26 protein-coding genes are annotated in these 25155 nt (G+C 68.7%); 11 read left to right on the top strand and 15 right to left on the bottom strand.

Annotated features, from left to right (window positions below; all coding sequences use genetic code 11):
• Positions 1 to 67: 67 nt before the first annotated feature.
• Positions 68 to 919, top strand: a complete 852-nt coding sequence (locus ACFQ9K_RS37390) for an isocitrate lyase/phosphoenolpyruvate mutase family protein (protein ID WP_378722172.1) — start codon at positions 68 to 70, stop codon at positions 917 to 919.
• Between the two features lie 55 nt (positions 920 to 974).
• Here ACFQ9K_RS37390 and ACFQ9K_RS37385 read toward each other — a convergent pair whose 3' ends face one another.
• The 3 genes from ACFQ9K_RS37385 to ACFQ9K_RS37375 all read right to left on the bottom strand — a co-directional run bounded on the left by ACFQ9K_RS37385 (position 975) and on the right by ACFQ9K_RS37375 (position 4020).
• The gene (locus tag ACFQ9K_RS37385; RefSeq protein WP_378722173.1) at positions 975 to 1601 is read right to left on the bottom strand and encodes an NUDIX hydrolase; all 627 of its coding nucleotides are present in this window, start codon (positions 1599 to 1601) and stop codon (positions 975 to 977) included.
• 107 nt (positions 1602 to 1708) lie between these two features.
• The gene (locus tag ACFQ9K_RS37380) at positions 1709 to 2965 is read right to left on the bottom strand and encodes an adenylosuccinate synthetase (protein WP_378722174.1); all 1257 of its coding nucleotides are present in this window, start codon (positions 2963 to 2965) and stop codon (positions 1709 to 1711) included.
• A gap of 107 nt (positions 2966 to 3072) precedes the next feature.
• A complete protein-coding gene (locus ACFQ9K_RS37375) occupies positions 3073 to 4020 on the bottom strand; it encodes a hypothetical protein (protein WP_378722175.1) in 948 nt (315 codons plus the stop codon).
• 103 nt (positions 4021 to 4123) lie between these two features.
• Between ACFQ9K_RS37375 and ACFQ9K_RS37370 the strand changes: the two genes are divergently transcribed.
• The 3 genes from ACFQ9K_RS37370 (at position 4124) to ACFQ9K_RS37360 (ending at position 6138) form a co-directional block, all read left to right on the top strand.
• On the top strand, positions 4124 to 4510 hold the full coding sequence (locus ACFQ9K_RS37370) for a RidA family protein (RefSeq protein WP_378722177.1): 387 nt from the start codon (positions 4124 to 4126) through the stop codon (positions 4508 to 4510).
• A 68-nt stretch (positions 4511 to 4578) separates the two neighbouring features.
• The gene (locus ACFQ9K_RS37365) at positions 4579 to 5607 is read left to right on the top strand and encodes a saccharopine dehydrogenase family protein (protein ID WP_378722178.1); all 1029 of its coding nucleotides are present in this window, start codon (positions 4579 to 4581) and stop codon (positions 5605 to 5607) included.
• Positions 5608 to 5658: 51 nt separating this feature from the next.
• Complete coding sequence (locus ACFQ9K_RS37360; protein ID WP_378722179.1) at positions 5659 to 6138, top strand: YbaK/EbsC family protein; 480 nt, start codon at positions 5659 to 5661, stop codon at positions 6136 to 6138.
• A 6-nt stretch (positions 6139 to 6144) separates the two neighbouring features.
• Here the strand turns inward: ACFQ9K_RS37360 and ACFQ9K_RS37355 are convergent, their stop codons facing one another.
• Positions 6145 to 6645: a winged helix-turn-helix transcriptional regulator gene (locus ACFQ9K_RS37355; RefSeq protein ID WP_378722181.1), complete on the bottom strand. Its 501-nt coding sequence runs from the start codon at positions 6643 to 6645 to the stop codon at positions 6145 to 6147.
• Between the two features lie 53 nt (positions 6646 to 6698).
• Between ACFQ9K_RS37355 and ACFQ9K_RS37350 the strand changes: the two genes are divergently transcribed.
• Both ACFQ9K_RS37350 and ACFQ9K_RS37345 read left to right on the top strand, forming a co-directional pair.
• Complete coding sequence (locus tag ACFQ9K_RS37350; protein WP_378722182.1) at positions 6699 to 7139, top strand: nuclear transport factor 2 family protein; 441 nt, start codon at positions 6699 to 6701, stop codon at positions 7137 to 7139.
• An 18-nt stretch (positions 7140 to 7157) separates the two neighbouring features.
• On the top strand, positions 7158 to 7502 hold the full coding sequence (locus ACFQ9K_RS37345; RefSeq protein WP_378722184.1) for an MmcQ/YjbR family DNA-binding protein: 345 nt from the start codon (positions 7158 to 7160) through the stop codon (positions 7500 to 7502).
• Between the two features lie 82 nt (positions 7503 to 7584).
• On the opposite strand, the gene ACFQ9K_RS37340 is transcribed toward ACFQ9K_RS37345, so the two are convergent.
• From ACFQ9K_RS37340 to ACFQ9K_RS37330, 3 genes are all read right to left on the bottom strand, one after another.
• Positions 7585 to 9162, bottom strand: coding sequence for an ABC-F family ATP-binding cassette domain-containing protein (locus tag ACFQ9K_RS37340; protein ID WP_378722185.1), 1578 nt, complete (start codon positions 9160 to 9162; stop codon positions 7585 to 7587).
• A gap of 179 nt (positions 9163 to 9341) precedes the next feature.
• Positions 9342 to 9944 (bottom strand): DUF4291 domain-containing protein, encoded by a 603-nt coding sequence (locus ACFQ9K_RS37335; RefSeq protein ID WP_378722186.1) that lies wholly within the window; start codon positions 9942 to 9944, stop codon positions 9342 to 9344.
• A gap of 78 nt (positions 9945 to 10022) precedes the next feature.
• Positions 10023 to 11009, bottom strand: coding sequence for an aldo/keto reductase (locus ACFQ9K_RS37330; protein WP_378722187.1), 987 nt, complete (start codon positions 11007 to 11009; stop codon positions 10023 to 10025).
• A gap of 138 nt (positions 11010 to 11147) precedes the next feature.
• On the opposite strand from ACFQ9K_RS37330, the gene ACFQ9K_RS37325 reads away from it, so the two are divergent.
• Both ACFQ9K_RS37325 and ACFQ9K_RS37320 read left to right on the top strand, forming a co-directional pair.
• On the top strand, positions 11148 to 11972 hold the full coding sequence (locus tag ACFQ9K_RS37325) for an alpha/beta fold hydrolase (protein WP_378722188.1): 825 nt from the start codon (positions 11148 to 11150) through the stop codon (positions 11970 to 11972).
• Positions 11973 to 12011: 39 nt separating this feature from the next.
• Positions 12012 to 12653 (top strand): putative glycolipid-binding domain-containing protein, encoded by a 642-nt coding sequence (locus ACFQ9K_RS37320; protein WP_378722189.1) that lies wholly within the window; start codon positions 12012 to 12014, stop codon positions 12651 to 12653.
• A 3-nt stretch (positions 12654 to 12656) separates the two neighbouring features.
• Here the strand turns inward: ACFQ9K_RS37320 and ACFQ9K_RS37315 are convergent, their stop codons facing one another.
• Both ACFQ9K_RS37315 and ACFQ9K_RS37310 read right to left on the bottom strand, forming a co-directional pair.
• Positions 12657 to 12923, bottom strand: coding sequence for a hypothetical protein (locus ACFQ9K_RS37315; protein ID WP_378722190.1), 267 nt, complete (start codon positions 12921 to 12923; stop codon positions 12657 to 12659).
• A gap of 189 nt (positions 12924 to 13112) precedes the next feature.
• A complete protein-coding gene (locus ACFQ9K_RS37310; protein WP_378722191.1) occupies positions 13113 to 14321 on the bottom strand; it encodes a cytochrome P450 in 1209 nt (402 codons plus the stop codon).
• 205 nt (positions 14322 to 14526) lie between these two features.
• Between ACFQ9K_RS37310 and ACFQ9K_RS37305 the strand changes: the two genes are divergently transcribed.
• On the top strand, positions 14527 to 15213 hold the full coding sequence (locus ACFQ9K_RS37305) for a helix-turn-helix domain-containing protein (RefSeq protein WP_378722192.1): 687 nt from the start codon (positions 14527 to 14529) through the stop codon (positions 15211 to 15213).
• Positions 15214 to 15337: 124 nt separating this feature from the next.
• Here the strand turns inward: ACFQ9K_RS37305 and ACFQ9K_RS37300 are convergent, their stop codons facing one another.
• The 5 genes from ACFQ9K_RS37300 to yajC all read right to left on the bottom strand — a co-directional run bounded on the left by ACFQ9K_RS37300 (position 15338) and on the right by yajC (position 21198).
• Positions 15338 to 15910 carry an adenine phosphoribosyltransferase gene (locus ACFQ9K_RS37300; protein WP_378722194.1) on the bottom strand — a complete coding sequence of 191 codons (573 nt, stop codon included), beginning with the start codon at positions 15908 to 15910 and terminating at the stop codon, positions 15338 to 15340.
• 37 nt (positions 15911 to 15947) lie between these two features.
• Entirely contained in the window at positions 15948 to 17669 is a 1722-nt protein-coding gene (locus tag ACFQ9K_RS37295) for an ABC transporter substrate-binding protein (RefSeq protein WP_378722195.1), read from the bottom strand.
• A 19-nt stretch (positions 17670 to 17688) separates the two neighbouring features.
• Entirely contained in the window at positions 17689 to 18921 is a 1233-nt protein-coding gene (gene secF, locus ACFQ9K_RS37290; RefSeq protein ID WP_378984224.1) for a protein translocase subunit SecF, read from the bottom strand.
• Entirely contained in the window at positions 18918 to 20621 is a 1704-nt protein-coding gene (secD, locus tag ACFQ9K_RS37285) for a protein translocase subunit SecD (protein WP_378720479.1), read from the bottom strand. Before secD ends, secF begins: the two co-directional genes overlap by 4 nt.
• A 172-nt stretch (positions 20622 to 20793) precedes the next feature.
• Entirely contained in the window at positions 20794 to 21198 is a 405-nt protein-coding gene (gene yajC / locus ACFQ9K_RS37280; RefSeq protein ID WP_378720478.1) for a preprotein translocase subunit YajC, read from the bottom strand.
• Between the two features lie 360 nt (positions 21199 to 21558).
• On the opposite strand from yajC, the gene ACFQ9K_RS37275 reads away from it, so the two are divergent.
• A complete protein-coding gene (locus ACFQ9K_RS37275; RefSeq protein ID WP_378984221.1) occupies positions 21559 to 22902 on the top strand; it encodes a hypothetical protein in 1344 nt (447 codons plus the stop codon).
• A 58-nt stretch (positions 22903 to 22960) separates the two neighbouring features.
• Here ACFQ9K_RS37275 and ACFQ9K_RS37270 read toward each other — a convergent pair whose 3' ends face one another.
• Entirely contained in the window at positions 22961 to 24451 is a 1491-nt protein-coding gene (locus ACFQ9K_RS37270; protein ID WP_378720476.1) for a flavin-containing monooxygenase, read from the bottom strand.
• 36 nt (positions 24452 to 24487) lie between these two features.
• Here ACFQ9K_RS37270 and ACFQ9K_RS37265 point away from each other — a divergent pair, with 36 nt between their 5' ends.
• Positions 24488 to 25153, top strand: a complete 666-nt coding sequence (locus tag ACFQ9K_RS37265) for a TetR/AcrR family transcriptional regulator (RefSeq protein WP_378720475.1) — start codon at positions 24488 to 24490, stop codon at positions 25151 to 25153.
• Positions 25154 to 25155 lie beyond the last annotated feature (2 nt).

The following is a 25155-nucleotide window of genomic DNA, read 5'->3' as shown; positions in this document are numbered from 1 at the left end:
GGCCGCGGAGGTTCCCGGCGTTACCTTCAGCACTACCGTCATCGAAACGATCTCGCGAGGAGCCATCGTGGCACAGGACAGCCAGCCCATCACCGACACCCAGCGGGCCGCGGCAGCCGCCTTCCGGGCGCTGCACGAACAAGGCATCTTCGTGCTGCCGAACGCGTGGGACGCGGCCAGCGCGGCGGTGATCGCGGCGGCGGGCGCTCCGGCGATCGCGACGACCAGCGCGGCCGTGGCCTGGTCGCTCGGCACCGGCGACGGCGAGCGGCTCACCAGGGCGGACGCGATCGGCGTCATCCGCAGGATCGTCGCCGCCGTCGAGGTGCCGGTGACGGCGGACATCGAGGGTGGGTACGGGGCCGCGCCCGAGGACGTCGCGACCACTGTCCGCGCCGTGGTCGCCGCCGGGGCGATCGGGATCAACCTGGAGGACTCGACCGCGCCGGGCGGGCCGTTGTTCGAGGTCAGCGCCCAGGCCGAGCGGCTGCGCGCGGCCCGCGCCGCCGCGCGGGCGGCCGGCCTGCCGGAACTGGTGATCAACGCCCGCACCGACGTCTACCTGTTCGGCATCGGCGCACCGGAAGACCGTTTCGACGACGTCCTCGCCCGGGCCGCCGCCTACGCCGAAGCCGGCGCCGACAGCCTGTTCGTCCCCGGCCTCCTCGACCTCCCCACCCTCACCGACCTGACCGGCAAATCCCCGCTGCCGATCAACGTCATGGCCGGCGCGGGCGCGCCCTCCGTCGCCGACCTCGCCGCCACCGGCGTCCGCCGCGTCACCGTCGGCTCCGCCGTCGCCCAGGCCGCCTACAAACTCGCCGAAACCGCGACCGCCGAACTCCTCGAACACGGCACCTACACGTCCCTGGAATCCGCCCTCGACTTCGGCACTATCCAATCCCTGCTCACCCGCTGACCCTGGGCGCCGAGGCCGCGCCTTCGGGTATCTGCTGTCGCGCAGTACTTTTCGGCTAGGCGTTCGCGCCGAAGGCCCACACTGCGGCGGGTCTGCCGGTGGCCTTGACCCGGCGGCGTTCGGTGGTGCGGGTCAGGCCGGGGAGGGCGGCGAGGGTGCGGTTGAGATTGGCGGGGTCGGGGCGGGCGCCCGCGAGGGTGGTGGTGGCCGCCACCGCTCTGGTGGCGGGGAATTCGTCGCCGAGCAGGGCTCGGGTGAAGGCGAGATCCTTCCAGAGCAGTCCGGCGAGCAGGCCGCGGGACGCGTCGACGATGCGATTGTGGTCGAACGCCAGCTCGGGGACCTCGTCGAAGCCCACCCAGTGCGCGGGTCCCGCGTGCGGGCCGACCACCGCCCACATGGCGATCGACAGCGTCGGCCCGCGCGGATCGCGATTGGGCTCGTCGAAGGTCACCAGCTGCCCCACCGCACCGATCGCCGCCTCGGGCACCCCGAGTTTCGTATGCACCGCCCGCCGCGCCGCCCCCACCAGCCGTTCCCCGCGCCCGAGCAGCACACCCGGCAGCGCCAACTGCCCGGTGAACGGCGCCATCGCCCGCGGCGCGATCCCCACGCTCACCCCGGCGTCGTCCGCCCAGAACCGCAACGCCACCACATCCACCGACACAACGGATTGCTCCACGCGTCCCAATCCTGCCGCACCCGACCACCCCTCCCGCCCACCGGCACCCACCGAATCCTGACGAACCCCCGCTGGTTCGAGTAGCCGGTAGGGCGGGTGCCGCTGGTTCACGCGGCGGCGATGGTTGTCGAGGTTGGGGTGCGGTGGGTTCGGGTGGGGCCGTTCGAGGTCAGGACCACCGGTGTGTCGAGGGTCTGGGCGAGCCATGGGGGCACGTCGTCCGGCATTTCGGTGAGGATCGGGCGGGCGGCGGTCAGAAGGTCGGTGAGGCGTTGCTGGTGGTCCAGGTCCTGCCAAGCGCCTGGCGTCAGGCAGTCGATCACGCCTTCGTCGGTGGCGTATCCCGTTGCCGCGTAGTGGGTGCCATGAGCGTCCAGGTGGGTCAGGGCCAGGCCGTCGATGCCTCCGGATACCGCGATGGCGTAGTGGAGCAGGATCGGGTCCAGGTGGCCTCGGCGGAACTCGCCTTGGTAGCGGCCGGTGGCATTGTGCGGCTCCGGATGGGTGAGGGTGGGGTCCTCGGTAGGGAGCGGGCCGGCGCCGTGTCGGGTCATGTAGGTGCGGGTGACGCCGAGAACGTAACCGGGCGCGTCGATTTCGGCGAGCAGGGCGCGGGCGTTGCGCGGTTCCACGGTGGACCAGGTGGTGTGCGGATGGAAGCCGCGCCATTCGTCGAGCAGGACGCCCTGGGCGCCCTCGAAGACCAGGCGGCCACGCCGGGCGAACCGGGCGAGCTGTTCGCCGCCGACGATGCGGACGGCGGCGGCGAACTCACGGTACATGTCGATCAGGACGTCGATCGGCTCGTAGCGGTGCTCGCTCGGAGCGATCAGCGCACCGTAGTGCGCGGCAAGCGCCTGGAGCTTGTCCCGAAGAACGTTGGGGCGCAGGCAGTCCGACACGGTGGGCGCGTCGTGCTCCAGCGCGTACCAGGCCGTCTCGCCGATCCCGCGCCCACAGGAACCGTGCCGCGAGGAACCCCTCGCGTCCTCGCGGGCACGGTTCGCGGCGATGTGGATCGGCGTGGTGAGCAGCGCCCGGCCGTCGATGTGCAGCAGCGCCAACGGATCCCGCACCCCGAGCACGGCCAGCTGCCGCGCCTCCCCCGCCAGCGCGATCGGCTCGACCAGCACGTGCCGCGAAAGCAGGGTCGGCACACCGGAAAAGGTCCCCGACCCGAACTGCGCGAAGGTGTGATGCTTGCCGTCGGCGATCACGTTGTGCGCCGCCTGCGCGCCGCCGTTGAACCGCACCACGGCCGAGACACCCAACCCCGCCGCCGCGGAGCAGAGCCAATCGACCGTGGCTCCCTTCCCGGCATCCCCGAAACCGAGGTCGACCACCACGATGTGCGACTGAAACACAGTGCGCTCCCTCCTATCTCGATCCACCCGACCACCGCACGCCAAGGCGGCCGGCAGCTCCCCTCCCGACGTGGCCGCCTGCCCGAGACCGGCGGACCGGCGCACGGTCAGCTGCGACCGCTGGACAGCGCCCGCATCCGCCGGCTCGTGACCCCCAGCGCCTTGCCGACGGACTTCGCCTCAGCGGCCGACCCGACATCACGCAGATCCGCGAGCCCGGCATCCATGTCCACCCGCCCCTCCGCCAAACCGACGGTCAGCGCGATGAGTTCGCAGACCGCAGCCGGATCGTCGAGCCTGAGGAAGCTCTGCCCGAGCAGCTCGCGCCAGTGATCGGCGATCTCCGGATCGTCGTAGTAGCTCGACTGGTTCGGCAGGATGTAGTGAACGTGCCAGCGTTCGGTGAGTTCGCGGTAGATCGATGCCACCGAAACGTCGCGCCGCACCGGATCACCGATCACGCTGCGGATATGCCGTGCGGCGAGCTTCGGCTTGTTCAACTCGTCGCCGATCAGGAACAGGTAGCCCTTCTTGTTCCGCTTCTCCCAGGCGTCGGTGACGATGTGGGTGGCCATGAAATAGGCGGCCAGTTCATAGCTTTCGGACTTCTGCCCGCCCCCGCCGCCTTCGAGCAGGATGGCGCGCAGCTGCTCGTCCATCCGGTTGTCCGACTCGAATTGCCCGACCTGCAACGGAACCCGGTCGGTGTCGGCATCCCCGACGGCGCCGAACAGGATCTGCGGGTCCTCCGCGTATCCCTTGCGCTGCAACAGCCCGTGCAGCCTGCCCAGCTTCTGCTGCATGATCCGCGGCACCCGGCCCATCGAGCCGGTGACATCGAACAACACCGCGATGGGCAGCGAATTGCCGTGATCGGCCGAGTCCCGGCATTCGCGCACGTCGACACCCAGCGGATCGAGGGTCGGGTGCGCCTGCCAGTCCTCGTACGGCACGGCCTGCAGCTCGGCGGTGTAGCCGAAGTCGTCGAGGCCACGGCTGGCGCGGAAGGTCTTCGCCGCCCGATAGGCGGTGTCGTCCCAATTTCCGTATCCCATGTGATCACTTCCTCTCGTGGATCCTGTTTTAGTGTATGTGACTAAAACTCTGACCGTCAAGGAACTCCCTCGGCGAATCCGCTTCCCTGGCAAGATCGGAGCGGTGGAGCTCCTACAGCGCAATCCGACCGAAGGCGTCTACGCCGCCACCGACGACTATGTGCACGCGATGGAGGTCCGAGGCGCCGAGCGGCTGCTATTCGTCTCGGGCACAATGGGTCTCGATCCGGACGGCAAGCCGGCCGCGACCCTGACCGAACAACTCGACCTGATCTGGTCGAACCTGCGCACCATCCTCGCGTCGGCGAACATGACCGTCGACAACATCGTCCGGCTCACCAGCTACCTGCGCGACGCCTCCGACGCCGAGGCGAACGCCGCGGCCAGGGTGGCGGCGCTGGGCGGGCGGGCCGTGCCGACCACCGCGATCGTGGTGCAGACCCTGGACAACGACTGGCTGGTCGAGATCGAGGTCGTCGCCGCAGGCTGAACCGGGAATGCGGCGCGGACCGCCGACGTTGGTTCGACTCGACATCATCGAACGTCGAGGGGAATTGCATGTCGCCGATCGTGACCGTCTACGGCGCCTACGGCCACACCGGCCGCTTCATCGTGGCCGAGCTGGCCCGGCGCGGCTGGACGCCGATCCTGTCCGGCCGCAACGAATCTCGGCTGCACGAGGTTGCCGCCGACTACCCGGGCACGGCGGTGCGTCCGGCGGCGGTCGATGATCCCGCGGCCCTGGATCGCGCGGTCGCGGACAGCGTCGCGGTGATCAACGCGGCAGGACCGTTCGGTGACACCGCGCCTCCGCTCGTCGAAGCGGCCCTGCGCGCGCGCATCCACTATGCGGACGTCTCCGCCGAGGTCGAGGTGGTCGCGAAAACCGTTGCCACCTACCAAGATCGAGCGGCGGCCACGGGAGTGGTCGTCGCGCCGGCCGTCGCGTTCTACGGCGGACTCGGCGATCTGCTGGCCACCGCCGCGCTGGGCGACCTCCCGGCGGCGGACGAGATCCGCCTCGCCTTCGCGCTGGACAGCTGGATCCCCACCGAGGGCACCCGGGCGGCGGGCCGCGCGTCCCGCGGCCGCCGCAACGGAAAACGCCTCGTCTACACCGACGGCGAACTCACCCTGCGCGACGACGAGGCGCCGATCACCGACTGGACCTTCCCGGCTCCGTTCGGAAAGCAAACCGTCGTGGGCGATTTCACCACCGCGGACAGCGTCACCATCCCCCGCCACGTGAAAACCGCTGCCCTGCATACCTATATGACCACGGCCCCGCTGGCCGATCTCGCCTCCACCGCCGACCTCGCGGCGCAACCCGCGGACGAGCTCGGCCGCTCGCCCCAGCGATTCCTGATCGAGGCGGTGATCAGATCCGGCGCCACCGAACGCCGCGCGGTCGTCGCCGGCCGCGACATCTACGCGGTCAGCGCACCGATCGTGGTGGAGGCGTTGGCGCACATCACCTCCGGGACCTACACCGGACTGCGCACCGCGGGGCAGATCGGGGCGCCGGGCGAGTTGCTGCGCGCCCTGCTCCCCGTGCATATCGATCGCCTCGAGATCGACGAGCGCTAGCCCGGGAAAATTGCGGGCCCGCAACCGGGGCCGCGGTTTAGGATCGCGGCCATGGACGAAATCTCCCGGAAGCCGACCGTGCTCGCCGTCGAGGCCGCCCTGCGCGCCGCCGGAGTCACCCCGCGGGTCCGGGTGCTCCCGGAGACCGCGCCGACCGCGGCCGCCGCGGCCGAACAGCTCGGCTGCCCGGTGGCCGCGATCGCCAACAGCCTCGTCTTCGACGCCGAGGGCGCGCCGCTGCTGGTCCTCACCAGCGGTGCGCACCGGGTGGACACCGGCAAGGTCGCCGCGCACCTCGGCATCGCCGAGCTGTCCCGCGCGAGCGCCGAGTTCGTCCGCACGCACACCGGTCAGGCCATCGGCGGCGTCGCCCCGCTCGGACATCCCGCGCCGCTCCGGACGCTGATCGACGAGACGCTGGCCGATCAGCCGGAGATCTGGGCCGCGGCCGGACATCCGCACACCGTCTTCCCGACCACCTTCCAGGAGCTGGTCGCGGCGACCGGAGCGGAGCCGGTAGCGGTCAACTGACCACCGTCAGCTCGGCGCCACCATGTGGTCGCCGACGAGCATCGTCCCCGGCCCGCGCTGCCCTCCCGGCCCCTGGTGAAACCGCACGTTGTCCGCGGTCAGCGGGGACCCGCACTCCCGGCACACCACCACGCCGGCGGTGACCTTCCCGCAGTCCGCGTGCACGACCAACGCGGGCGGCCCCTCCGGCCCGGCGAGCCAGGTGTCGCCCCAGGCGGCGAGCATGGTCAGAACCGGATACAGGTCGCGCCCCTTGGCCGTGAGCAGATACTCGTGCCGCACCGGATTCGACTGGTACACGCGGGTTTCCACGATGCCGTGCGCCTGCAACGCGGCCAACCGGGCGGTGAGCACATTCGAGGCGATACCGAGATCGCGCCGAAGGTCCTCGAACCGGGTCAACCCGACGAACAGGTCGCGCAGGATGAGCGGCGTCCACCGCTCACCGACCGCGTCCAGCGTGCGCGCGATCGAGCAGACGATATCGGACAGGGCAGCTTTGGGCACCCCGCCATCGTAGTCCATTGCTTTTTGCAAGCGACTCCGGCAGGGTTCAAGCTATGCCACTAGGAGAAGCAACCACCGACTCGGTAGCCGAGTTCTGCGCGGCGACCACGGCCGCCGACTTCGACGCACTGATGGACACCCTCACCCCCGACGCCACATTGGCCTCACCGCTGTCCGGTCGCTTGGTCTTCCGCGGCAAGGACGACCTGCGCATCCTGCTCACCGCCGCCTACGGCGGACTCTCCGACCTGCGATGGACCGAACAGATCGGCGACGGCCGGCGCCGGGTACTGCTCGCCGAGGCGACCGTCGGACCGTTCCGCCTGACCGAGGCGCTCGTCCTCGAACTCGCCGAAGACGGCCGGATCCGGGCGATGAACCCGCACCTGCGCCCGTGGCTCACCCTCACCGCGCTCGCGGTCTGGCTCGCTCCGGGGCTGCTCAGGCACCCCGGCGTGCTCCGAAGGGCGATGCGCGGAGCCGCCGCGCCGTAAACTGCGCCCATAGACCCGTTGACGCGGATCCGCGCGATCTGCCTGGAGCTACCGGAGTGCAGCGAACGGCTCAGCCACGGCTGCCCGACCTTCTTCGTGCGCGGGAAGACCTCGTTCGTCAAATACATCCCCGGCGGATACAACGAACCCGGCCCGACCATCTGGTGCCCCGCACCCGACGGCGTGCAGGCCGAACTGGTCGACGCCGAACCCGACCGTTTCTTCGTCCCGCCCTACGTCGGCCACAGCGGGTGGATCGGCGTCCGCTTGGACGCCGACCCGGACTGGACCGAGTTCGCCGAGATCATCCACGACGCCTACCGCAGGGTCGCGCCGAAAAAGCTTGTCGCCGAACTCGATTGATGACAGCCGCACACCCTCTGACCGGCCGCACATCGAATCGCAGGCGAATACGTGTGCGGGAGGTCGAGGGGTATGCGGCTTGCTACTCGATCAGCCCGTCGGCGGTCAGCTCGACCCGCCGGGTCAGACCGATGTCGTCGAGGAAGCGCGGATCGTGGCTCACCACGACCAACGCCCCCTCGAAGCCGGCCAGCGCCTGCGTGAGGTGCTCGAGACTCGGTAGGTCGAGGTTGTTGGTCGGCTCGTCGAGCAGCAACAACCTCGGCGCCGGATCGGCCAGCAGCAGCATGGCCAGGGCGGCCCGCAGGCGTTCACCGCCGGACAGCGCCGCGACCGCCACGTCGGCGTCGCCGCCCCGAAACAGGAAGCGAGCCAACTGCGCCCGGATCTGTTCCGGCGACGCGTGCGGCGCCGTCGACGCCACGTTCTCGAACACCGACCGCTGCTCGTCGAAGATATCGAGGCGCTGCGGCAGCATCCGCCACGGCACCTTCGGACCCGCCGCCGAGATCCGTCGCAGCAGCGTCGTTTTACCGATGCCGTTGCGTCCGGTCAGGGCGATCCGTTCCGGTCCGCTGATCCGCAGCGAAACCGTTGGCCCGCAGGCCAGCTCGACCTCGTCCAGGTCGATGACGTCCTGTCCGGGATAGAGCCGGGTGGCGGGCAGATCGACGCGGATCTCCCGGTCGTCGCGCAACAGTTCCTGGGCCTGCTGGAGCTGGTCCTTGGCCGTCTCCAGCTTGCCGATGTGGTTGTTGCGCAACTTGCCCGCGGCCACCTGAGCTTGCCGCTTGCGCTGGGCCATAATGATTTTCGGTTCCCGCTTGGTATCCCACATCTTCTGCCCGTAGCGCTGCCTGCGGTCCAGCTTGATCCGCGTCTCGACGAGTTCGCGCGCCTGCTTGCGCACGTCGCCGCGCGCGTCGCGGATGGCCGCCTTGGCCGCCGCCTGCTCGGCCTCGATGATCCGCTCGTACTCGCTGAAATTGCCGCCGAACATGCGCAGTTCGCCCTGGCGCAGCTCCGCGATGGCGCCCATCCGCTCCAGCAGCTCGCGGTCGTGGCTGACCGTGAGCACGGTGCCGGAGAATTGTGCGACCACCTCGTAAAGCCGTTCGCGGGCAAGCCGATCCAGGTTGTTCGTCGGCTCGTCCAGCAGCAGGATGTCCGGTTCGGCCAGCAGTTCGGCGACCAGCCCGAGCAGCGTGGTCTCGCCGCCGGAGAGGGTCTCCAGGCGGCGATCCAGCTGGTCGGCCGAGTCGGCGACATAGTGCAGGCCGAGCCGGGCCAGCAGGGCGATGGCCCGTTCCTCGACGTCCCAGCGGTGACCGACGAGATCGAAATCGGACTCGTCGGCACCCCCGGATTCGATGCGGTGCAAGGCTTTCCGAACCTCGGCGATGCCGAGCACGGCATCGACCCGCTGCCCGGCGGCGAGGCCGAGGTCTTGGCGCAGGTAGCCGAGATGGCCGGTGACCGTGACCGACCCGAGGGCGGGGGTGAGCTCACCGGCGATCAGCCGCAACAGGGTGGATTTGCCCGCACCGTTGCTGCCGACCAAGCCGACATGCCCGGGACCGAGGACGCCGTCGAGCCCGTCGAACACCGGTGTGCCGTCCGGCCAGGCGAAGGTGAGATCGGAAAATGACAGATTTGCCATGATGACTCCAGAGGTCGCTCAGAAAACGCGGCGCGTGACAGCGGGCCGCCCGAGTGGCTACCTCAGGAAATCAACGTTAGGGCTCCGATCAACGGGAACAAGACCTGTCCAGATTAACCACACCCGCGCCGAAGTCGCCAGTGATATTTGGATCACACCAGCTCACAACCGTTTTCCGGCTACCCGGCCCCGATCACGCCCGCGATCTCCGTGGTCAGCGGGTAGGGCCGCTCCACCGGCAGCGCGCGGGCGGCGGCGTCGAGTTTGCCCTCGGCCACCAGCCGCCCGATCCGCTGCGCCTCGGCGGTGATATCGCGGATGCCGGTGACCCAGCGGTCGACGTACAACCCCACCGCCGGACCACCGAGCCCGACCTGGAGCGATCGATGCGCCAGCGGCCGGTGATGCAGGTCGCGCTCCGGATCCCACTGAATCCGGACCGGACTCACCCGCAGTCGGTCCATCCACGCCTGCCGATCCGAATACATTTCCGGCACATAGTGACTCAGACAGGACTGCCACAGCGCCCACTCGAATCCGCTGCGCGTGATCGACACCGCGAGCACCCGCTCCTGCCCCGGTTTCGTCGCCCACCCGCAGCGATACATCATCCAGAGGAACGAAGGCTTGATCCACGTCATCCGGTCCCGTTTGAACGGGTCGACGAAAGTTCCTGCGGCAACGGCCGCTTCGGCGATCTCCGCCGGATATGCCTGATAGACAACCACGGTCGCCGTGTCGTAGTCAGCTCTGACCTGCCGCAGGGGCGGCGCAACACTCACGCGCAGATCCTTGCAGTCCGATCGCCGGCTGCCAACGGGATTCGCGCTATCCGGACGACGCTCCGGAAAACGTCCGGCTCAGCCGTTGGTGAAGGTGAGGCTGGTGGCGTCGTAGCGGGTGCCGGCGATCTGCTCGCGCGGGGCGGCGGCCTCGATGGCGGCGAGGTCGTCGGCGGACAGCTCGATGGCGAGGGCCGCGAGGTTTTCCGCCAGGTACTGCGTGCGGCGGGTGCCGGGGATCGGCACGACGTTGTCGCCGCGGTGCTGGACCCAGGCCAGGGCGAGCTGCCCCGCGGTGACGCCCTTGGCCTCGGCCAGCTCGTTCAGCTGCGCGACGATCGCCAGGTTGCGTTCGAGATTGCCGTCGGCGAACCGCGGCTGGGTGCGCCGCACGTCGTTGTCCGCCAGGCCGTCGACCGAGTTGTATTTGCCGGTCAGGAAACCGCGACCGAGCGGGGAGAACGGGACGATGCCGATGCCGAGTTCACGGCAGGCCGGAGCGATCTCGGCCTCCAGGTCGCGGGTCCACAGCGACCACTCGCTCTGCAACGCGGCGATCGGGTGCACGGCGTGCGCGCGGCGGATGGTGTGCGCGCCGGCCTCGGACAGTCCGAGGTGGCGGACCTTGCCCGCCCGCACCAGCTCGGCCATCGCGCCGACGGTCTCCTCGATCGGCACCTGCGGGTCGACTCGGTGCTGGTAGTAGAGGTCGATGTGGTCGACGCCGAGACGGCGCAGGGACGCGTCGCAGGCCTGGCGCACGTAGGCGGCGTCGCCGCGGATGCGCGTCGGCTCCCCCAGCTTGTTGGCGAAGCCGAACTTCGTGGCCAGCACGACCTCGTCACGCCGGCCGGCGATCGCCTTGCCGAGCAGCTCCTCGTTGTGCCCGGAACCGTAGAAGTCGGCCGTGTCCAGCAAACTCACGCCGAGGTCCAGGGCGTGCCGCAGCGTCTCGATCGACTGCGCGTCGTCCGCGTCCCCGTACCCGTGACTCATGCCCATGCAGCCCAGCCCCTGTGCGGAAACCGCTAGCTCACCGAGGTGCCGGGTGGGGACGTTGATCATGTTGTGCCTCCTGAGATCCGAACTTGCTACGCACAACGCTAGGAGTTGGAGCGCACTCCATGTCAAGCGATGATCTTGTAGCTATCGGATGGCACTCGGACCGGGGAATGTGTCGGTGGGTGCGGATAGCGTGGCGGCATGGTCGCATCGCGGGACATTCGGACGGGTGACGGGCGGATCGTGCGCGCATACGACAGCGAGCACGGTGGCGACGCGGGAGTGCTTGTGTGGCACCATGGTTCGCCGCAGACCGGCGTGCTGCTCGACCCGCTGCTGGCCGCGGCGAACGCGCGCGGAATCCGGCTGGTCTCCTATGGGCGACCCGGTTACGGGGGTTCCACCCGGCTGCCAGGGCGCGATGTCGCGGCGGCGGCGCACGACGTCGAGCGGATCGCCGATGCGCTGGGCATCGAGCGATTCGCGGTGATGGGTGCATCCGGTGGCGGACCGCACGCCCTCGCGTGTGCGGCCGGGCTACCGAACCGGGTCACCGGGCTGGTCTGCCTGGCCGGAATCGCGCCGTTCACCGAGGACTTCGACTGGTTCGCGGGCATGGTCGCGCCGGGCGGGCTGCGCGCCGCGATGAACGGGGCAGCGGCCAGGACGGAATTCGCGGAGATCGACGAATTCGACAGGGACAGTTTCACTTCCGCGGATTTCGACGCGCTGGCCGGCGCGTGGGCGAGCCTCGGTGCGGACGCGCGGCGCGCCGGGGAGGCGGGCAGTGCCGGGCTGGTCGATGACGACCTCGCGTTCGTCAACCCCTGGGGCATCGAACTGAGCGCGATCACCGCGCCGGCGCTGCTGGTTCACGGCGGGCAGGACCGCGTCGTCCCGCCCGCGCACGCCGACTGGCTGCGGCAACGACTTCCCAAGGGGCAGTTGTGGAGTCGGCCGGACGACGGACATGTCTCCGTCCTGCGCGCGTGCCCGGACGCCATGGACTGGCTGCACGGAAACTAGTGACACCTAATCGGCGCGCGGGCAATACGATGCTGTCGCATGATCGAAAAGACGGAAGTGCTGACCGGACGCCAGGTGCTCTGGCAGGTCCAGGAGACCGCGGGATTCGAATCGTCCTGGATCGCGCTGGACGGGTTGCGACTACAGGGTACGGGCCGGGCCGTCGGTCAGCTCCCGGAACCGTATTGGTTGACCTACACCCTCGACACCGACGCGGACGCCGTCACCGAGCGACTACAGGTCACCTGTGTCACCGCGACCGAACACCGTCAGCTGGATCTGCGGCGCGCGGACGGCGTCTGGACGGTCGACGGGGAGCCGCGACCGGACCTCGCCGACGCACGCGACTGTGACCTAGCCTGCTCGCCGCTGACCAACACCATGCCCATCATCCGCACCGGACTGCACCGGCATCCGGGTACCGCCGAGTTCCTGATGGCGTTCGTCGAGGTGCCGACCTTGCGCGTGGTCCCGTCCCGCCAGACCTACACCCATCTCAGCCTGGCCGAGGACGGGTCCGATATCCGTTACGCCTCCGGCAGTTTCACCAGCGACCTGCACATCGACGAGGACGGCCTGGTCCTGGTTTACCCGACGCTGGCCCGCCGGGTGCCGCCCAAGACGACCATCACGGATGGCGAACGCCAGCGCGGGCCGGGCTCCGCGCGGCCCGACGCCTGACCGCTACCGCCGGTGGCGCCCCGCCATGGTCGCGGGACGGGTCAGCGGGACGAACTGTCCGGTGGACGGATCTATTCTGTGCGGCGACAGACAGCGCGGATCGCCGGAAGTCGCGACCGCGAGATTCGGCACGTCATCGTGGTACTTCGCGGCACTCTGCTTGGCCGCTTCGATGGCTTCGGCTTCATCGGCGCGTTGCGCGCCACGGAAGACGGTGACCGAATGCAGGTGCCGGATCTGGCCGGTCCTCGGCTCGTACAGCGCCACCACCAGCGTCGACTCGACCGCGGGCGGCGATGCGTAGCGCTTGTCCGTCCATCAACTCCACCTCGTTTCTGTTTACCGATGACTCGGTACGCGTGCCGCCGGAAACGGAAGTGGTCATACGTAGCGGACTACTCGATTTACCGCGACGCTCGCCGTGGTCTACCCATCGACGCAGGTAGGGCGGCTATTCAGTCACCAGGTGACGGGAAGACGCGGTACGCCGTAGACACCGATGGTGTTCACGCGGGGGCGGATCTCGTCCACCGGTACCGCGAGGCGCACGGTGGGGAACCGGGTCGTCAACGCGGTCAGCGCCGTGCGCATTTCGACCCGGGCCAGCTGCTGGCCGAGGCAGCGGTGCGGGCCGTACCCGAAAGCCAGGTGGCCCAACGCATTACGTCGCAGGTCGAGAAGGTCCGGGTGATCGAACACGGCGGGGTCGCGATCGGCGGCCTGCAGCGCGAGCGCCACCGGCGCACCGGCTTCGATCTGCTGGCCGGCCAGTTCGACATCCGTCAGCGCGGAGCGGGTCGCGGTGTGGGCGATGGTCAGGTAGCGGAGCAGCTCCTCGATTGCCCGGTCCGGGTCGGCGCGCCACGCGGCCAGCTGTTCCGGGTGGCTCAGGAGCGCGAAAGCGCCGAGGGCGAGCATGTTCGCGGTGGTGTCGAAGCCGGCGATCAGCAGCAGCACACCCACGCCTGCCAGTTCGAGATCGGTGAGATCAGTGCCGGTCAAGTCGCTGAGCAGGTCGTCGGCCGGCGCGGCGCGTTTGGCGGCGACCAGGTCGCGCAGGTATTCTTGCGCCGCTTCGAAGGCGCCGAGGCCCTGTTCGAGACGCTCATCCGGCGCAAGTGCGGGATCGTTGAACTTGGTGACCAGGTCGGCGATCAGCCGCCCGAATAGCTCCCGGTCGGTTCCGGGCACGCCGAGCAGCTCGCACATCGTCAGCGCCGGAACCGGATACGCGAACGTCGTCACCAAATCCACTGGACCACCGGCCCGTTCGAGCGCGTCGAGAAGGTCGGTGCTGATCTCCGCCACCCGCTCGGTGAGCAGTCGCATCCGCCGGGCAGTGAACTTGCCCGCCAACAGCTTTCGATAGCGGGTGTGCTCGGGCGCGTCGAGGTTGAGGAAGTTGCCGGGCGGGGCCGGTGGGAGCGGGCCGAGATCTACCAGCGGGGAATGCAGGAGTTCCGCGCGCGCACTGAAGCGGGGGTCGGCCAGGATCGCGCGCACCACGGCATGCCCGGTCGCCAGCCAGCCGTGCTGGCCGTCCGGAAACACCATGCGGGTCAGTGGGTTTCGCTCGCGGATCCGCGCGTATTCGGTCGGCGGATCGAACGGGCAACCCGCGGGACGGGTGGCGGGCAGCGACAAGAGCGGGGTCTGCGGCTCGGTCATGGTGATCCTTCTGACGCGCGAGTTTCAGTAGGAGCCGAACGCTAGGTTGCGTTCAGTGATCACTCAACAGAGATTGCCCGACTATATTCTTTCACCCCAGGTAGATTCGATTTCATCCGTGCAATGACCTTGCCGTCGAACGCACGCGCACGACACCCGGCAGGCAATGAGCTGCCACTGAACGCATACCGAGGAGAACCGCGCGATGCCGGGAGGCCGACTCACCCTGGGCGAGCGAGAATGCATCGCCGCCGCACTGGCCGAAGGACTCGGCTACACCCAGATCGCCGGCCAACTCGACCGCCCCGCCTCGACGATCAGCCGCGAGGTGACCCGAAACGGCGGCCCAGGCCGGTATCGCGCCGACCGAGCCCACCGCGCGACCGCCGCCCGCGCACGCCGCAGTAAGGCCGCCACCCCGCCGACGGCCTCGGCGGACCTCCCGGTCGACAACGAAGCCCTCCGCGATTTCGCCACCCGCTTCACCGACCTGCTCGTCTACGACGGCATGCCCCGAATGCAAGCCCGCGTCATGGCCGCACTACATCTCACCGACTCCGGCAGCCTCACCGCCGCCGACCTGGTCCGTCAGCTGGCGGTCAGCCCCGCCTCCATCTCCACCGCCGTCAACGCCCTGGAGAAACGAGACCTCATCCGGCGCGACCGCACCACCCACCGCCGCGACCACTACTACATCGACAACAACACCTGGCACCGCACCACCCTCAACCTCGCCCACGCCGCCCAGGCAAAAGTCGAGGCCGCCCGCCACGGCGCCGACCTCCTCGGCCGCACCACCCCCGCCGGCGCCCGCCTCCACGAAATCGCCCAATACCTCGACTACCTCGGCAACCAAATGGTCCAAGTAGTCGAACGCTGGCACGACCACTGACTACGGCGGTTCACCTTCGGTCGGAGGCGACAGCCTGAGCCTCGGTGGCGGCGATAAGCCCTCGCCGACCCGAGGCACCCGGCCTCGGTGTGGACCTCGGCCACGGCGGACGAACCGCGAACGATCAGACCTTGACGATGGAGGTCAGGGGGTAGTTGCCCTGGTGGTCGCGGCCGTTCAGGAAGGTGAGTTCGAGGACTACGGCGGCGGCGATGACTTCGGCGCCGGCCTGGGTGAAGAGGTCGGCGGCTGCGGCCAGGGTGCCGCCGGTGGCGAGGACGTCGTCGAGCAGGAGGATGCGTTTGCCGGCAAGCGGCACTCCGTCGGCGGGGATCTCCAGGGCCGCGGTGCCGTATTCGAGCTGGTATTCGCGGGTGATGACGGGCGGGGGCAGCTTGCCCGCCTTGCGGACCGCGAGCACGCCGGTGCCGAGACTGGCGGCAACCGCGGCGCCGATCAGGAAGCCGCGGGCGTCCACGCCGGCGACCAGGTCGGCGTCGGGACCGCAGGAGGCCAGGCAGTCGACGACGGTGCGGAAGCCTTCGGCATCGGCGAAGACGGGCGTGAGGTCGGCGAACCGGACCCCGGGGGTGGGGAAGTCGTCACGCCAGCGGGTCAAACGCTCGACCGCTTCGGCGGCCCGGCCGGTCCGATCGGCGGCTAGCTCGTCGGATTCGATCGCCGCGTGCTTACTCATCGACACCTCTCCATCATCACAACACCACAAGCACCTGTCACCGCTTCAACACCCAGCGGTCCATGTTCCACCCTGACCCAGCCTGGTTCGGCGCAGCTATCCCGTTCTGCAGACCGGCGCCGAACGCGATGGTGCGCGGCGAGGCGAACAGGGGGATGCTCGGCAACTCCGCCCACAGCAGGTTTTCGGCCTCGGTGAGCAGATTCAGCTGCGTGGTCGAGTTGTCGTCGGCCGCAAGCTGATCGGTGATCGCATCGTAGCGGCCGTTACCGAATCGGCCGAAATTGAGCCCGCTACTACCGCGCAACGCACTCATCGCCGCGACACCGGACAGCGACCCGGCCGGACCCGGCGCGGACGCGGTGCTGCCCAGGATGGCGTCCACTTTGCCCTCGGTGAGCTGCGACGGCGTGAAATCCGCGGCCCCGGCGTCAACGATGTTGATGCCCGCGGGTTTACAGGCCTCGGTGATCATCGCCACGGTCTGCGCACGCCGGTCATCAGGGCGCAGATAGCCGATCCGCACGGTCGGATTGTTCGCCCGCGCCGCGGCGACCGCCTGGGTGGCGCCGCCGGTGTCCCCGCCCTTGAACTTGCCCGCCGCACCGGTCACCGACGGGTAGTAGAGCGAATCCTGTTGCACGATATGCGCGTTCAACGGACCCGAACCGAGCCCCTCCTTCGGCGCGTCCGGCACCTTGCCGAGCTTGTCGAACAGCGCCTGCCGCGGCACGCACAGCGCGAGCGCCCGGCGCATGTCCACCGAGCCGAACACTCCCCCGGTGGCCAGCACCAGCTGCTCGACGCCCCGCCCCGCCACGGTGCGCACCTGAAATCCGTCCAGGTTCAGGTCTTTCACCGATCCGGTGCCGAGGTCGACGACACCCGCGGCGCTGTCCCTGACCTTGGACGCGAGATCGACGTTCTTGGGCCACACCATGATCCGGCCGGTCGCGGGCTTGTTCCCCCACCACCGCTCGTTCGCGACCAGGACCAAACCGTCCTTGTCGCTGAAGGATTCGATCCGGTACGGCCCGGACGACGGGAACTTGGTCAGGTCGAGATTGCCGCCGGCGAAGTTCCAGCCGGTGTTCCAGAAGTCGGCGATCCGGCCCAGTCCGCTCGGATCGCCGGTCTGCAAGGCGGACACCACATTCGGCACGTTCGCCACCCGCGCGACCACATGCGCGGGCATCAGCTCGCCCGCGGTGAACAGGTTGCGCCACGGCGTGTAGTGCCGGTCCGGCCGGAACACCACGGTGGCGTCGCGCGAACCGGGCTGGCAGTCCACCCGCTCGATATCGGCGTAGCCCGCCGTACTGGCCGCGTCGAACAGCGGAACCTGGCCGCGGTCACCGGGTTTGGTGAACCGGCCGCTGCGCGCGGCCCAGGCGAGCACCAGATCGTCACACGAGGTCGGCACCCCGTCGGAGTACACACCGTCCGGGTTGAGCCGGTACTGGATGGTCTGCACCTCGCCGGGAACCTCTTTGGCGGTGCCGAAGTCGGTGTCGGCGACCTGCTGACCATCCGGCCCGGTGTAGTAGAACCCGGTGACCACCCGGCTGAACACCGCGTTCGATCCGGTGCTCGCGCCGAGCGTGCTGCCGCCGTTGTAGCTGGCGATGGTGGCATCGACGGCGTAACCGATGGACGGCACCTGGTTCTTGCTCGAGCACCCGACCACCAACCCGGCGGCCAGGGTGCTCGCGGCCAGCACTCCGATCAGACGTACCGCTCGGCTATCCGGCTTGCGCATGAAACCCCTTGCCTGTGTGTCAGTTCCGCCGCTTCTGCCGTTTTCCGCTGGGGCGCGCGCCCGGCCGGGGCGCCTGCCCCGGTTCCCGCGACCGGCGCGGTTCGTCACCGTAGCCGCGACCGGTCGCGGCGGTCGCGCGGCGCTCGGCCTCGACTCCCGCCCGCGCGCTGGCCACGCCGGCGCGCTTGGCCTTGACCTTGTCGGTGTGCCGGGCCACCGGCCCCCACCGCTCCTTGATCGACACCAGCAGCGGCGTCGCGAAGAAGATCGAGGAGTAGGTGCCGACCAGCAGGCCGACCAGCTGCACCAGCGCCAGGTCCTTGAGCGTGCCGACGCCGAGCATCCAGACCGCGATCACCATCAGTCCGACGATCGGCAGGATGCCGATGAGGGCGGTGTTGATCGAGCGCATCAGGGTCTGGTTCACCGCGAGGTTGGCCTGCTCGCCGTAGGTGCGGCGATTCAAATGCAGGATGCCCCTGGTGTTTTCCTCGACCTTGTCGAACACGACCACCGAGTCGTAGAGCGAGAAGCCGAGGATGGTCAGGATGCCGATCACGGTCGCCGGGCTCACCTCGAAGCCGACGAGCGAGTACACGCCCGCCGTCACGGTGACGTCGAAGACCAGGGCGGCCAGCGCGGCGATCGCCATGTGCGGTTCGAAGCGCACGGCGATGTAGACCGCGACCAGGACCAGGAACACCGCCAGCGCGATGAGCGCCTTGCGGGTGATCTGGCTGCCCCAGGTCTCGCTGACGTCCGAGGCGCTGATCGCGGCCCGGCTCGGGTTGCCGTCCTTGCCCTTGGGCTGGAACTTGGTGAACAGCGCGTTGTTCAGCGCGTCCACCTGTTCCCGGCTCAATGCCTCGGAACGGATGAGGATGGTGGCGTTGCCGCCGCTGCCGACGGTCTGCACCGAGACCGGATCGGAGCCGATAGCGGACCGGTAGACCTCCTCGACCTGGCTGGTGCTCGCCCCCTGTGCCGGGAACTGGATCCGCGAACCGCCCTCGAAGTCGATGCCGAAGTTGAAGCCGCGGAACAGGATGCTGCCCAGCGAGATCAGGATGATCGCGGCGGTGATCAGGTACCACATCCGGCGCTTGCCGATGACGTCGATGGCGCCGGTGCCGGTGTAGAGGCGGTTGAAGAAGCCGTGCTTGGGCTGCTCGGTCACCGCGGCGAACACGTCCGTGGTCTCGGCCGGGTTCGGGGTGCGCGACGTGCTGGTGTGGTTGGTCATCTCGTTCACGCCTTCCCGAGTGCGGCCTCGGCCGCCTTACGCTCGCGCGCGACCTGCTGGATCGCACCGAGCCCGTTGACCGACGGCTTGGCCCAGTAGTTCGTGCGCGAGGCGAGCAACACCAGCGGCGAGGTCACCAGGAACACCACGACGACGTCGAGGATGGTGGTGAGGCCGAGGGTGAACGCGAAGCCCTTCACCTGGCCGACCGCGAGGATGTAGAGCACCGCGGCGGCGATGAAGCTGACCGCGTTGCCGGACAGAATCGTCCGGCGGGCCCGCTGCCAGCCGCGCGGGGCGGCGGAACGGAAGCTGCGGCCCTCGCGCATCTCGTCCTTGATCCGTTCGAAGAACACCACGAACGAGTCGGCGGTCATGCCGATACCGATGATCAGACCGGCGATGCCGGCCAGGTCGAGGGTGAACCCGATCCATCTGCCGAGCAGCACCATGATCCCGTAGACCGCGAAACCCGAAGCCACCAAAGACAATCCGGTGACGAAACCGAGCATCCGGTAGTAGGCGAGGCAGTAGAGCAGGACCACGGCCAGGCCGACCGCGCCGGCGAGCAGACCCGCCTTCAGCGAGGACAGCCCCAGCGTCGCCGACACCGTCTCGGCCTCGGAGGTCTGGAACGACAGCGGCAGCGAACCGTACTTCAGCGTGTTCGCCAGTTCCTTCGCCGAGGCGGCGGTGAAGTTGCCGGAGATCTGGGTGCGGCCGCCCTGCTGCGGGCCCTGCTGCACGGTCGGCGCGCTGACCACCTTGGTGTCGAGCACGAAGGCGACCCGCTTGTACACGTATTCGCCGGTGAGCTGGGCCCACGCGTCGCTACCGCCGGACTTGAACTCGAGGTAGACCTCGTGCCGCGCCTGCTGGGTGTTCAGGCCCGAGCTGGCGGACTTGATCTCCTGGCCGTCGATGCGGCTCTTGTCCAGCAGCAGGATCTCCTGGCCGTCGGTGGAGCAGGCGACCAGCGGCAGGTTCGGATCGTCGTTGCCCTGCAACGGGTCGGGCTTGTTGCAGTCCAGCGTGGCCATCGCGGCCTGCTGGATGCTCGGATCGGTGCTCTGCCGGATGGCCTTGGCGTCCTGGATGTCCTTGGTCGCCTGTTCCTGCGGCGTGAGGTTCGGGTCCGCGGGCGGCTGCGTCGGCCCCTGCGCGGGGAACACGCGCTGCTGCGGCACCGGATCGACGGTCGCGCCACCCGAGGCGGGGGCACCCACCGACGGCTCGCCATTCGGGGCCGGTGGTGCCTCGCCCGGCGGCGCGGGCGGCACCGCACCCGGCGGCGTCGCACCCGGCGCGGGCTGCTGACCGCGCTGGGCGGCGGGCACGGCATTGAGCACCGGACGGATGTACAGCTTGGCGGTGGTCGCCAGCGCGCGCGCCTGCTGCCCGTCGTCACCGGGCACCGTGATCACCAGGTTGTCACCGTCGATGATGACCTCGGACCCGGCCACGCCGAGACCGTTGACCCGGTTCTCGATGATGTCCTGCGCCTTCTTCAGGCTGTCCTGGTTCGGCTTGCCGCCGTCCGGCGTTCGGGCGGTCAGCGTGACCCGGGTACCACCCTGGAGGTCGATGCCGAGCCGTGGGGTCGAGGATTTGTCACCGGTGAAGAACACCAGCGCATAGATCACGGCCAGCAGCGCGGCGTAGACGCCGAGCAGCCGGAGCGGATGCGCCGATCCCTGGGAAGGTGGCACAGTACGTCATCTCCTAGGCGGGAAGTCGAACATGGAACAGGCAGGCACGCACCGGCGACGCCGGTGCAGGCGGTAGTGGCGCGAGCCACGGGGCCCGCGGATCGGACGCCGCCGCGCGTCGGCCGAGGCCGTGGTCGCGGCGGCATCCGGCGCGCGGGCGCACCGGGGACGGTCAGTCCTTGGTGAGCCGGGTCTCGGTCTGCGCGGCGGATTCCTCGACCGCGTCGGTCACGTGCGCGCCGTTGGCGTCGGCGGCGGCCGGCTCGACGGCGACCGTGTCGGCGTCGGCGTCGATCGTGTCGGCATCGTCGGCGATCGTCTCGGTGTCGGTGCGCACCTCGCGGATGGCCGCGCGCAGCCACGTCGTGACGACCTCCTCGGCGATCTCGAGGTCAACCGTGGTGTCGTCGAGATCGACGACGGTGCCGTACAGCCCCGACGTGGTGATGACCTGATCGCCCGCCTTGAGGGTGTCCTGCATCTCCGTGACCTTGGCGGCTTCCCGCTTCTGGCGGCGGACGCCGAGGAACATCGGCACGAGCAGGGCTACCAGCAGCAGCGGAAACAGAAGTTCCATCGTCGAAGTCAGTCCCTAGTCTTGTGGGTGGGATGGGTATGTACCCCGACAGTCTGCCAGTTCATGTCTCCGCCGCCACACCGGCACACCTGCTGGGGAGCACCGATGTGCCGATCTGACATATCCCATGACGAATCCGGCGGGGTCACCGGAGTCCGAAGTGCCCGGTCGGTTTGCCCGGAAATTCTCCGGCGGGAAACCGGTCCGTAACGAATTCTGTTGCCTTACAGTAGAAATCGCAGGGAATTCATCAGCGCAGGACGTCCCGACGGCGTGGCCGGGGAGCCTGATCTACGCACGAACTCATCGATCTTCGAGCCGTGTCTCGGGACCTTCTGTGCCTTCACAAAGGGGACGATGATGGCCAAGGAAGCCAGAATCGACGTCAAAACGCTCATGCAGCAGGCGGCGGGCGATCTTTCCGCGCCGGAGCTGTACGACCTGGCGCGCAGCGCCGAATCGGGGCCGTGGTTCGGCACCCCGATCGCCCGTAACGGTGAGACCGCGCGGCGTCCGGACTATGAGTGGCCGCTCGTATCCGAGCATGCCTACCTGGGTAAATATGGCAGAGGCACGGCAGCGGTGCATCTGGGGAACGGGCACGAGCGGCTGATGAATCCGATGATCTTCGCCGACGGGTTCAACTACGGCCCCAGCGACCTGGACGGCCTGTGGCAGTGGTTCAACCACCCCTATTCCGACGCGGGTGAGCGCCTGTTCGACCAGTTGCTCGCGGCCGGCATCGACATCGTGCTGCTCGGCTTCGACGCGCGCCACGACTACGTCCAGGTCAACGCGGGGGTGGCGCGCGCCTGCATCGGCAAGGTGATGGCCGAGCAGCAGGGCACGACGCCGCTGATCACCGGCGGGGTGAGCATGGGCGGCCTGATCACCAGGTACGCGCTCGCCGCGATGGAGAAGGCCGACGAGGACCATCGGACCGGGACCTATCTGTCCTGGGATTCCCCGCACAACGGGGCGTGGATTCCGCTGATCCTGCAACAGATGGCCTACTTCTTCGAGTTCTTCGAGACGCTCACGCCCGGTAAAGCGAGCAAGGCCAGTCTGATTCGCAGCCCTGCGGCGCAGCAGTTGCTGTGGGCCTGGGTGGAGGACGCGCGGTATTCGGGTCCGGTCGCGACCGCGTCGCCGTTGCGCGCCCAATTCGTCCAGGAGCTGGCCGATCTCGGCGGCTTCCCGCAGCGTCCGGTGCGGCTCGGCGTGGCGAACGGGCGCGGTGACGGGCAGGGGCCCGAGCTCCCCGCCGGGGAGGTCGTGTTCGACAAGAAGTTCCTCGGCGGCCTGGTCGGCAGCGCCACCGCGCGCTATCAGCCTGCGTTCGGGGACAAGCAGCCGATCGGCGGCATGCATCTCGGGCTGACCGCGCGCACCTCGACGACCACCGCGGTGGCGCCGTTCGACGGCGCGCCCGGCGGCCTGCTGGATTCGTTCGGGCAGGTCGCGACCACGCTCGGGATCGACCTGGAGGAGGCGAAGCGCTGGAGCTGCTTCGTCCCGTCGGTCAGCGCGATCGCGCTGGACTTCGACCCGATGACCTGGGAGGTCGAGCTGGACAAGGATCTGCGCAAGGTGACCGCCGAGCACACGGCGCTCACCGAATTCTGTTGCAACGCAACCAATACCGAACACTCGGTGGTGACGCCGATGCTCGCGGAATGGGTGCTGCGCAAGATTGCCAAGTAACGAACGCGAGCCCCGCCGGATCGATCCGGCGGGGCTGGCGCAACGGAAATGCCCAGGGTCAGGCGGACTTTCCGTAGACGTAGTCGTCGAGCGGGAAGCTGACCGCCTCGCGGTGCGCGTTGAGCGTGCTGGTCGGGCGTAGCAGCGCGGCCTCGCCGTGCGGGTTGAAGTAGTAGCTGCGCGCGGTGGCGCAGTTGCCGCCGTAGAAGACGGAGGTGCCCAGCTTGTCGGTGACCCGGTCGAGGAAGCCCGCGTTGGCCTGCTCGGTCACCTCGAACGTGTGCTCGCCGCGGCGGAACAACTCGGTGAACAGCCGGCCCATGTGCTTCATCTGCGCCTCGATGGTGGTGAAGTAGGACAGGCCGCTGTAGGAGTACGGGCTGTTGAGGCTGAGGAAGTTCGGGAACTTCGGCACGGTGATGCCCTCGTAGGCCTGGAAACGGTTGTCCCGCCAGAACTTTCCGAGGTCGACCCCGTCCCGGCCGATGATCTCGATGGCCGGGAAGTTCACGTCCCACAGGTTGAAGCCGGTGGCCAGGATCAGCGTGTCGATCTCGGTCTTGTGCCCGTCGGCGGTGACGATGCCGTCGGCCTCGATGTGGTCGATCGAGTTCGTCTCCAGCCGCACGTTCGGCTGGTTGAACGAGCGGAAGTAGGTGTTGGAGAAGGTGGGGCGCTTGCAGCCGAAGTCGTAGTGCGGAGTGAGCTGCTTGCGCGTTTCCTTGTCCCGGACCGAGGTCCGCAGGTGTGCCTTGGCGAGCAGGCCCGCGGCCTTGTTCAGCGGCTTGGCCTGGGTGTAGTGCAGCACGCCGACCACCATGAGCGCCTCGAGCAGGCTGGTGTTGAACAGCCGCGCGGCCTTCTGGGTGGCGGGCACCCGATCGAACAGCTTCTGCACCGGCTTCGGGATGGCGGTGTCGATCTTCGGCACCACCCAGATCGGGGTGCGCTGGAAGACGGTGAGCGCCTGCGCCTGCTTGGCCACCTCGGGCACCAGCTGCACGGCGGTGGCGCCGGTGCCGATGATCGCCGCCTTGCGACCGGTCAGGTCGAAATCGTCCTCCCACGCGGTGGTGTGGATGATCTTGCCGGCGAACGAATCGATGCCGGGGAACGGCGGGGTGTAGGGCTGGGACAGGAAGCCGGTCGCGGTGAGCAGGTAACGGCCCGTGAGGGTTTCACCGCCCGCGATCGAGACCACCCAGTGCTGGTGCTCCTCGTCCCAGCGGGCGCCGTCGACCACGGTGCCGAAGCGCATGCGGCGGCGCAGGCCGTACTTGTCCGCGACGTGCCCGGCGTACTTCTTCAGCTCCGCGCCCGGCGCGAACAGGCGCGTCCAGTACGGGTTGGGCTCGAAGGAATACGAGTACGTGACCGAGGCGATGTCGACCGCGAGGCCCGGGTAATGGTTGACGTGCCAGGTGCCGCCGAGATCATTCTCGCGATCGAGGATGACGTAGTTGCTCAGGCCGAGCCGATCGAGCTCGATGCCCGCCCCCATGCCACCGAATCCCGCACCGACCACGACCGCGTCGTACTGAGGCGCCACTCCGAACCTCCAGGTATGTGAACCGTTTATCACAGAATGACACATCATTCCGTTTGTGACGACTGTATCATCGGGGGCGTGACGAAGCCATTGACGCGTGCCGAGCGGCGCAAAGCCGAGCTCCGGCAGGAAATCATCGACACCGCCTTCGTCTGCTTTTCGGAGAAGGGCTATCACGGCACCGGCATCGCCGATATCGCCGGTCACCTCGGCATCGGGCACGGCACCTTCTACCGGTACTTCAGCAACAAGCGCGACATCATCGACCACGTCATCGACGACCTGTCCGCCAAGATCATCGACACCCTCGGCACCGAGAACGCGCCCGACGCGGCCACCACGCTGGACGAATACCGGGCGCAGACCGACCGGATCGGCCAGGCGCTGACCCACATCCTGATGGACGACCGCCGGGTCGCACAGCTGCTGCTGGTGCACGCGCCCGGCATCGACGACGAACTCACCGCGCGCCTCTACGGGCTGCTCGACATGGCCGACGCGCTCACCGCCGGGTATCTCGACCACGGCGTCGAACTCGGTTATCTGCGAGCGGATCTGGACACGGTCAACACCGCGCGGGCGGTCACCGGCATGCTGCTGGCCGGCATCGTGCACGGCCTGCGCGATACCGACGAAGGGGCCATCCAGGGGCTCAACGAGGCCATTCGACGGCTGCTGATCGACGGTGTCCGCAAGGATTGAGC

Origin of the sequence: Nocardia sp. NPDC056564 (genome assembly GCF_042793755.1) — a bacterium.
Taxonomy (GTDB): Bacteria; Actinomycetota; Actinomycetes; order Mycobacteriales; family Mycobacteriaceae; genus Nocardia.
The sequence above is the reverse complement of the archived record's forward strand: the minus strand, read 5'-3'. Positions and strand labels throughout refer to the sequence as shown.

Excerpts from the sequence above, each read along its gene's own strand:
- ACFQ9K_RS37295 (WP_378722195.1), bottom strand. The coding sequence starts at position 17,669 with ATGCGCAAGCCGGATAGCCGAGCGGTACGTCTGATCGGAGTGCTGGCC.
- ACFQ9K_RS37340 (WP_378722185.1), bottom strand. The coding sequence starts at position 9,162 with ATGGCAAATCTGTCATTTTCCGATCTCACCTTCGCCTGGCCGGACGGC.
- ACFQ9K_RS37350 (WP_378722182.1), top strand. The coding sequence starts at position 6,699 with ATGCCACTAGGAGAAGCAACCACCGACTCGGTAGCCGAGTTCTGCGCG.
- ACFQ9K_RS37275 (WP_378984221.1), top strand. The coding sequence starts at position 21,559 with ATGGCCAAGGAAGCCAGAATCGACGTCAAAACGCTCATGCAGCAGGCG.
- ACFQ9K_RS37305 (WP_378722192.1), top strand. The coding sequence starts at position 14,527 with ATGCCGGGAGGCCGACTCACCCTGGGCGAGCGAGAATGCATCGCCGCC.
- ACFQ9K_RS37320 (WP_378722189.1), top strand. The coding sequence starts at position 12,012 with ATGATCGAAAAGACGGAAGTGCTGACCGGACGCCAGGTGCTCTGGCAG.
- yajC (WP_378720478.1), bottom strand. The coding sequence starts at position 21,198 with ATGGAACTTCTGTTTCCGCTGCTGCTGGTAGCCCTGCTCGTGCCGATG.
- ACFQ9K_RS37365 (WP_378722178.1), top strand. The coding sequence starts at position 4,579 with ATGTCGCCGATCGTGACCGTCTACGGCGCCTACGGCCACACCGGCCGC.
- ACFQ9K_RS37265 (WP_378720475.1), top strand. The coding sequence starts at position 24,488 with ATGACACATCATTCCGTTTGTGACGACTGTATCATCGGGGGCGTGACG.
- ACFQ9K_RS37325 (WP_378722188.1), top strand. The coding sequence starts at position 11,148 with ATGGTCGCATCGCGGGACATTCGGACGGGTGACGGGCGGATCGTGCGC.
- ACFQ9K_RS37310 (WP_378722191.1), bottom strand. The coding sequence starts at position 14,321 with ATGACCGAGCCGCAGACCCCGCTCTTGTCGCTGCCCGCCACCCGTCCC.
- ACFQ9K_RS37375 (WP_378722175.1), bottom strand. The coding sequence starts at position 4,020 with ATGGGATACGGAAATTGGGACGACACCGCCTATCGGGCGGCGAAGACC.
- ACFQ9K_RS37300 (WP_378722194.1), bottom strand. The coding sequence starts at position 15,910 with ATGAGTAAGCACGCGGCGATCGAATCCGACGAGCTAGCCGCCGATCGG.
- ACFQ9K_RS37330 (WP_378722187.1), bottom strand. The coding sequence starts at position 11,009 with ATGATCAACGTCCCCACCCGGCACCTCGGTGAGCTAGCGGTTTCCGCA.
- ACFQ9K_RS37360 (WP_378722179.1), top strand. The coding sequence starts at position 5,659 with ATGGACGAAATCTCCCGGAAGCCGACCGTGCTCGCCGTCGAGGCCGCC.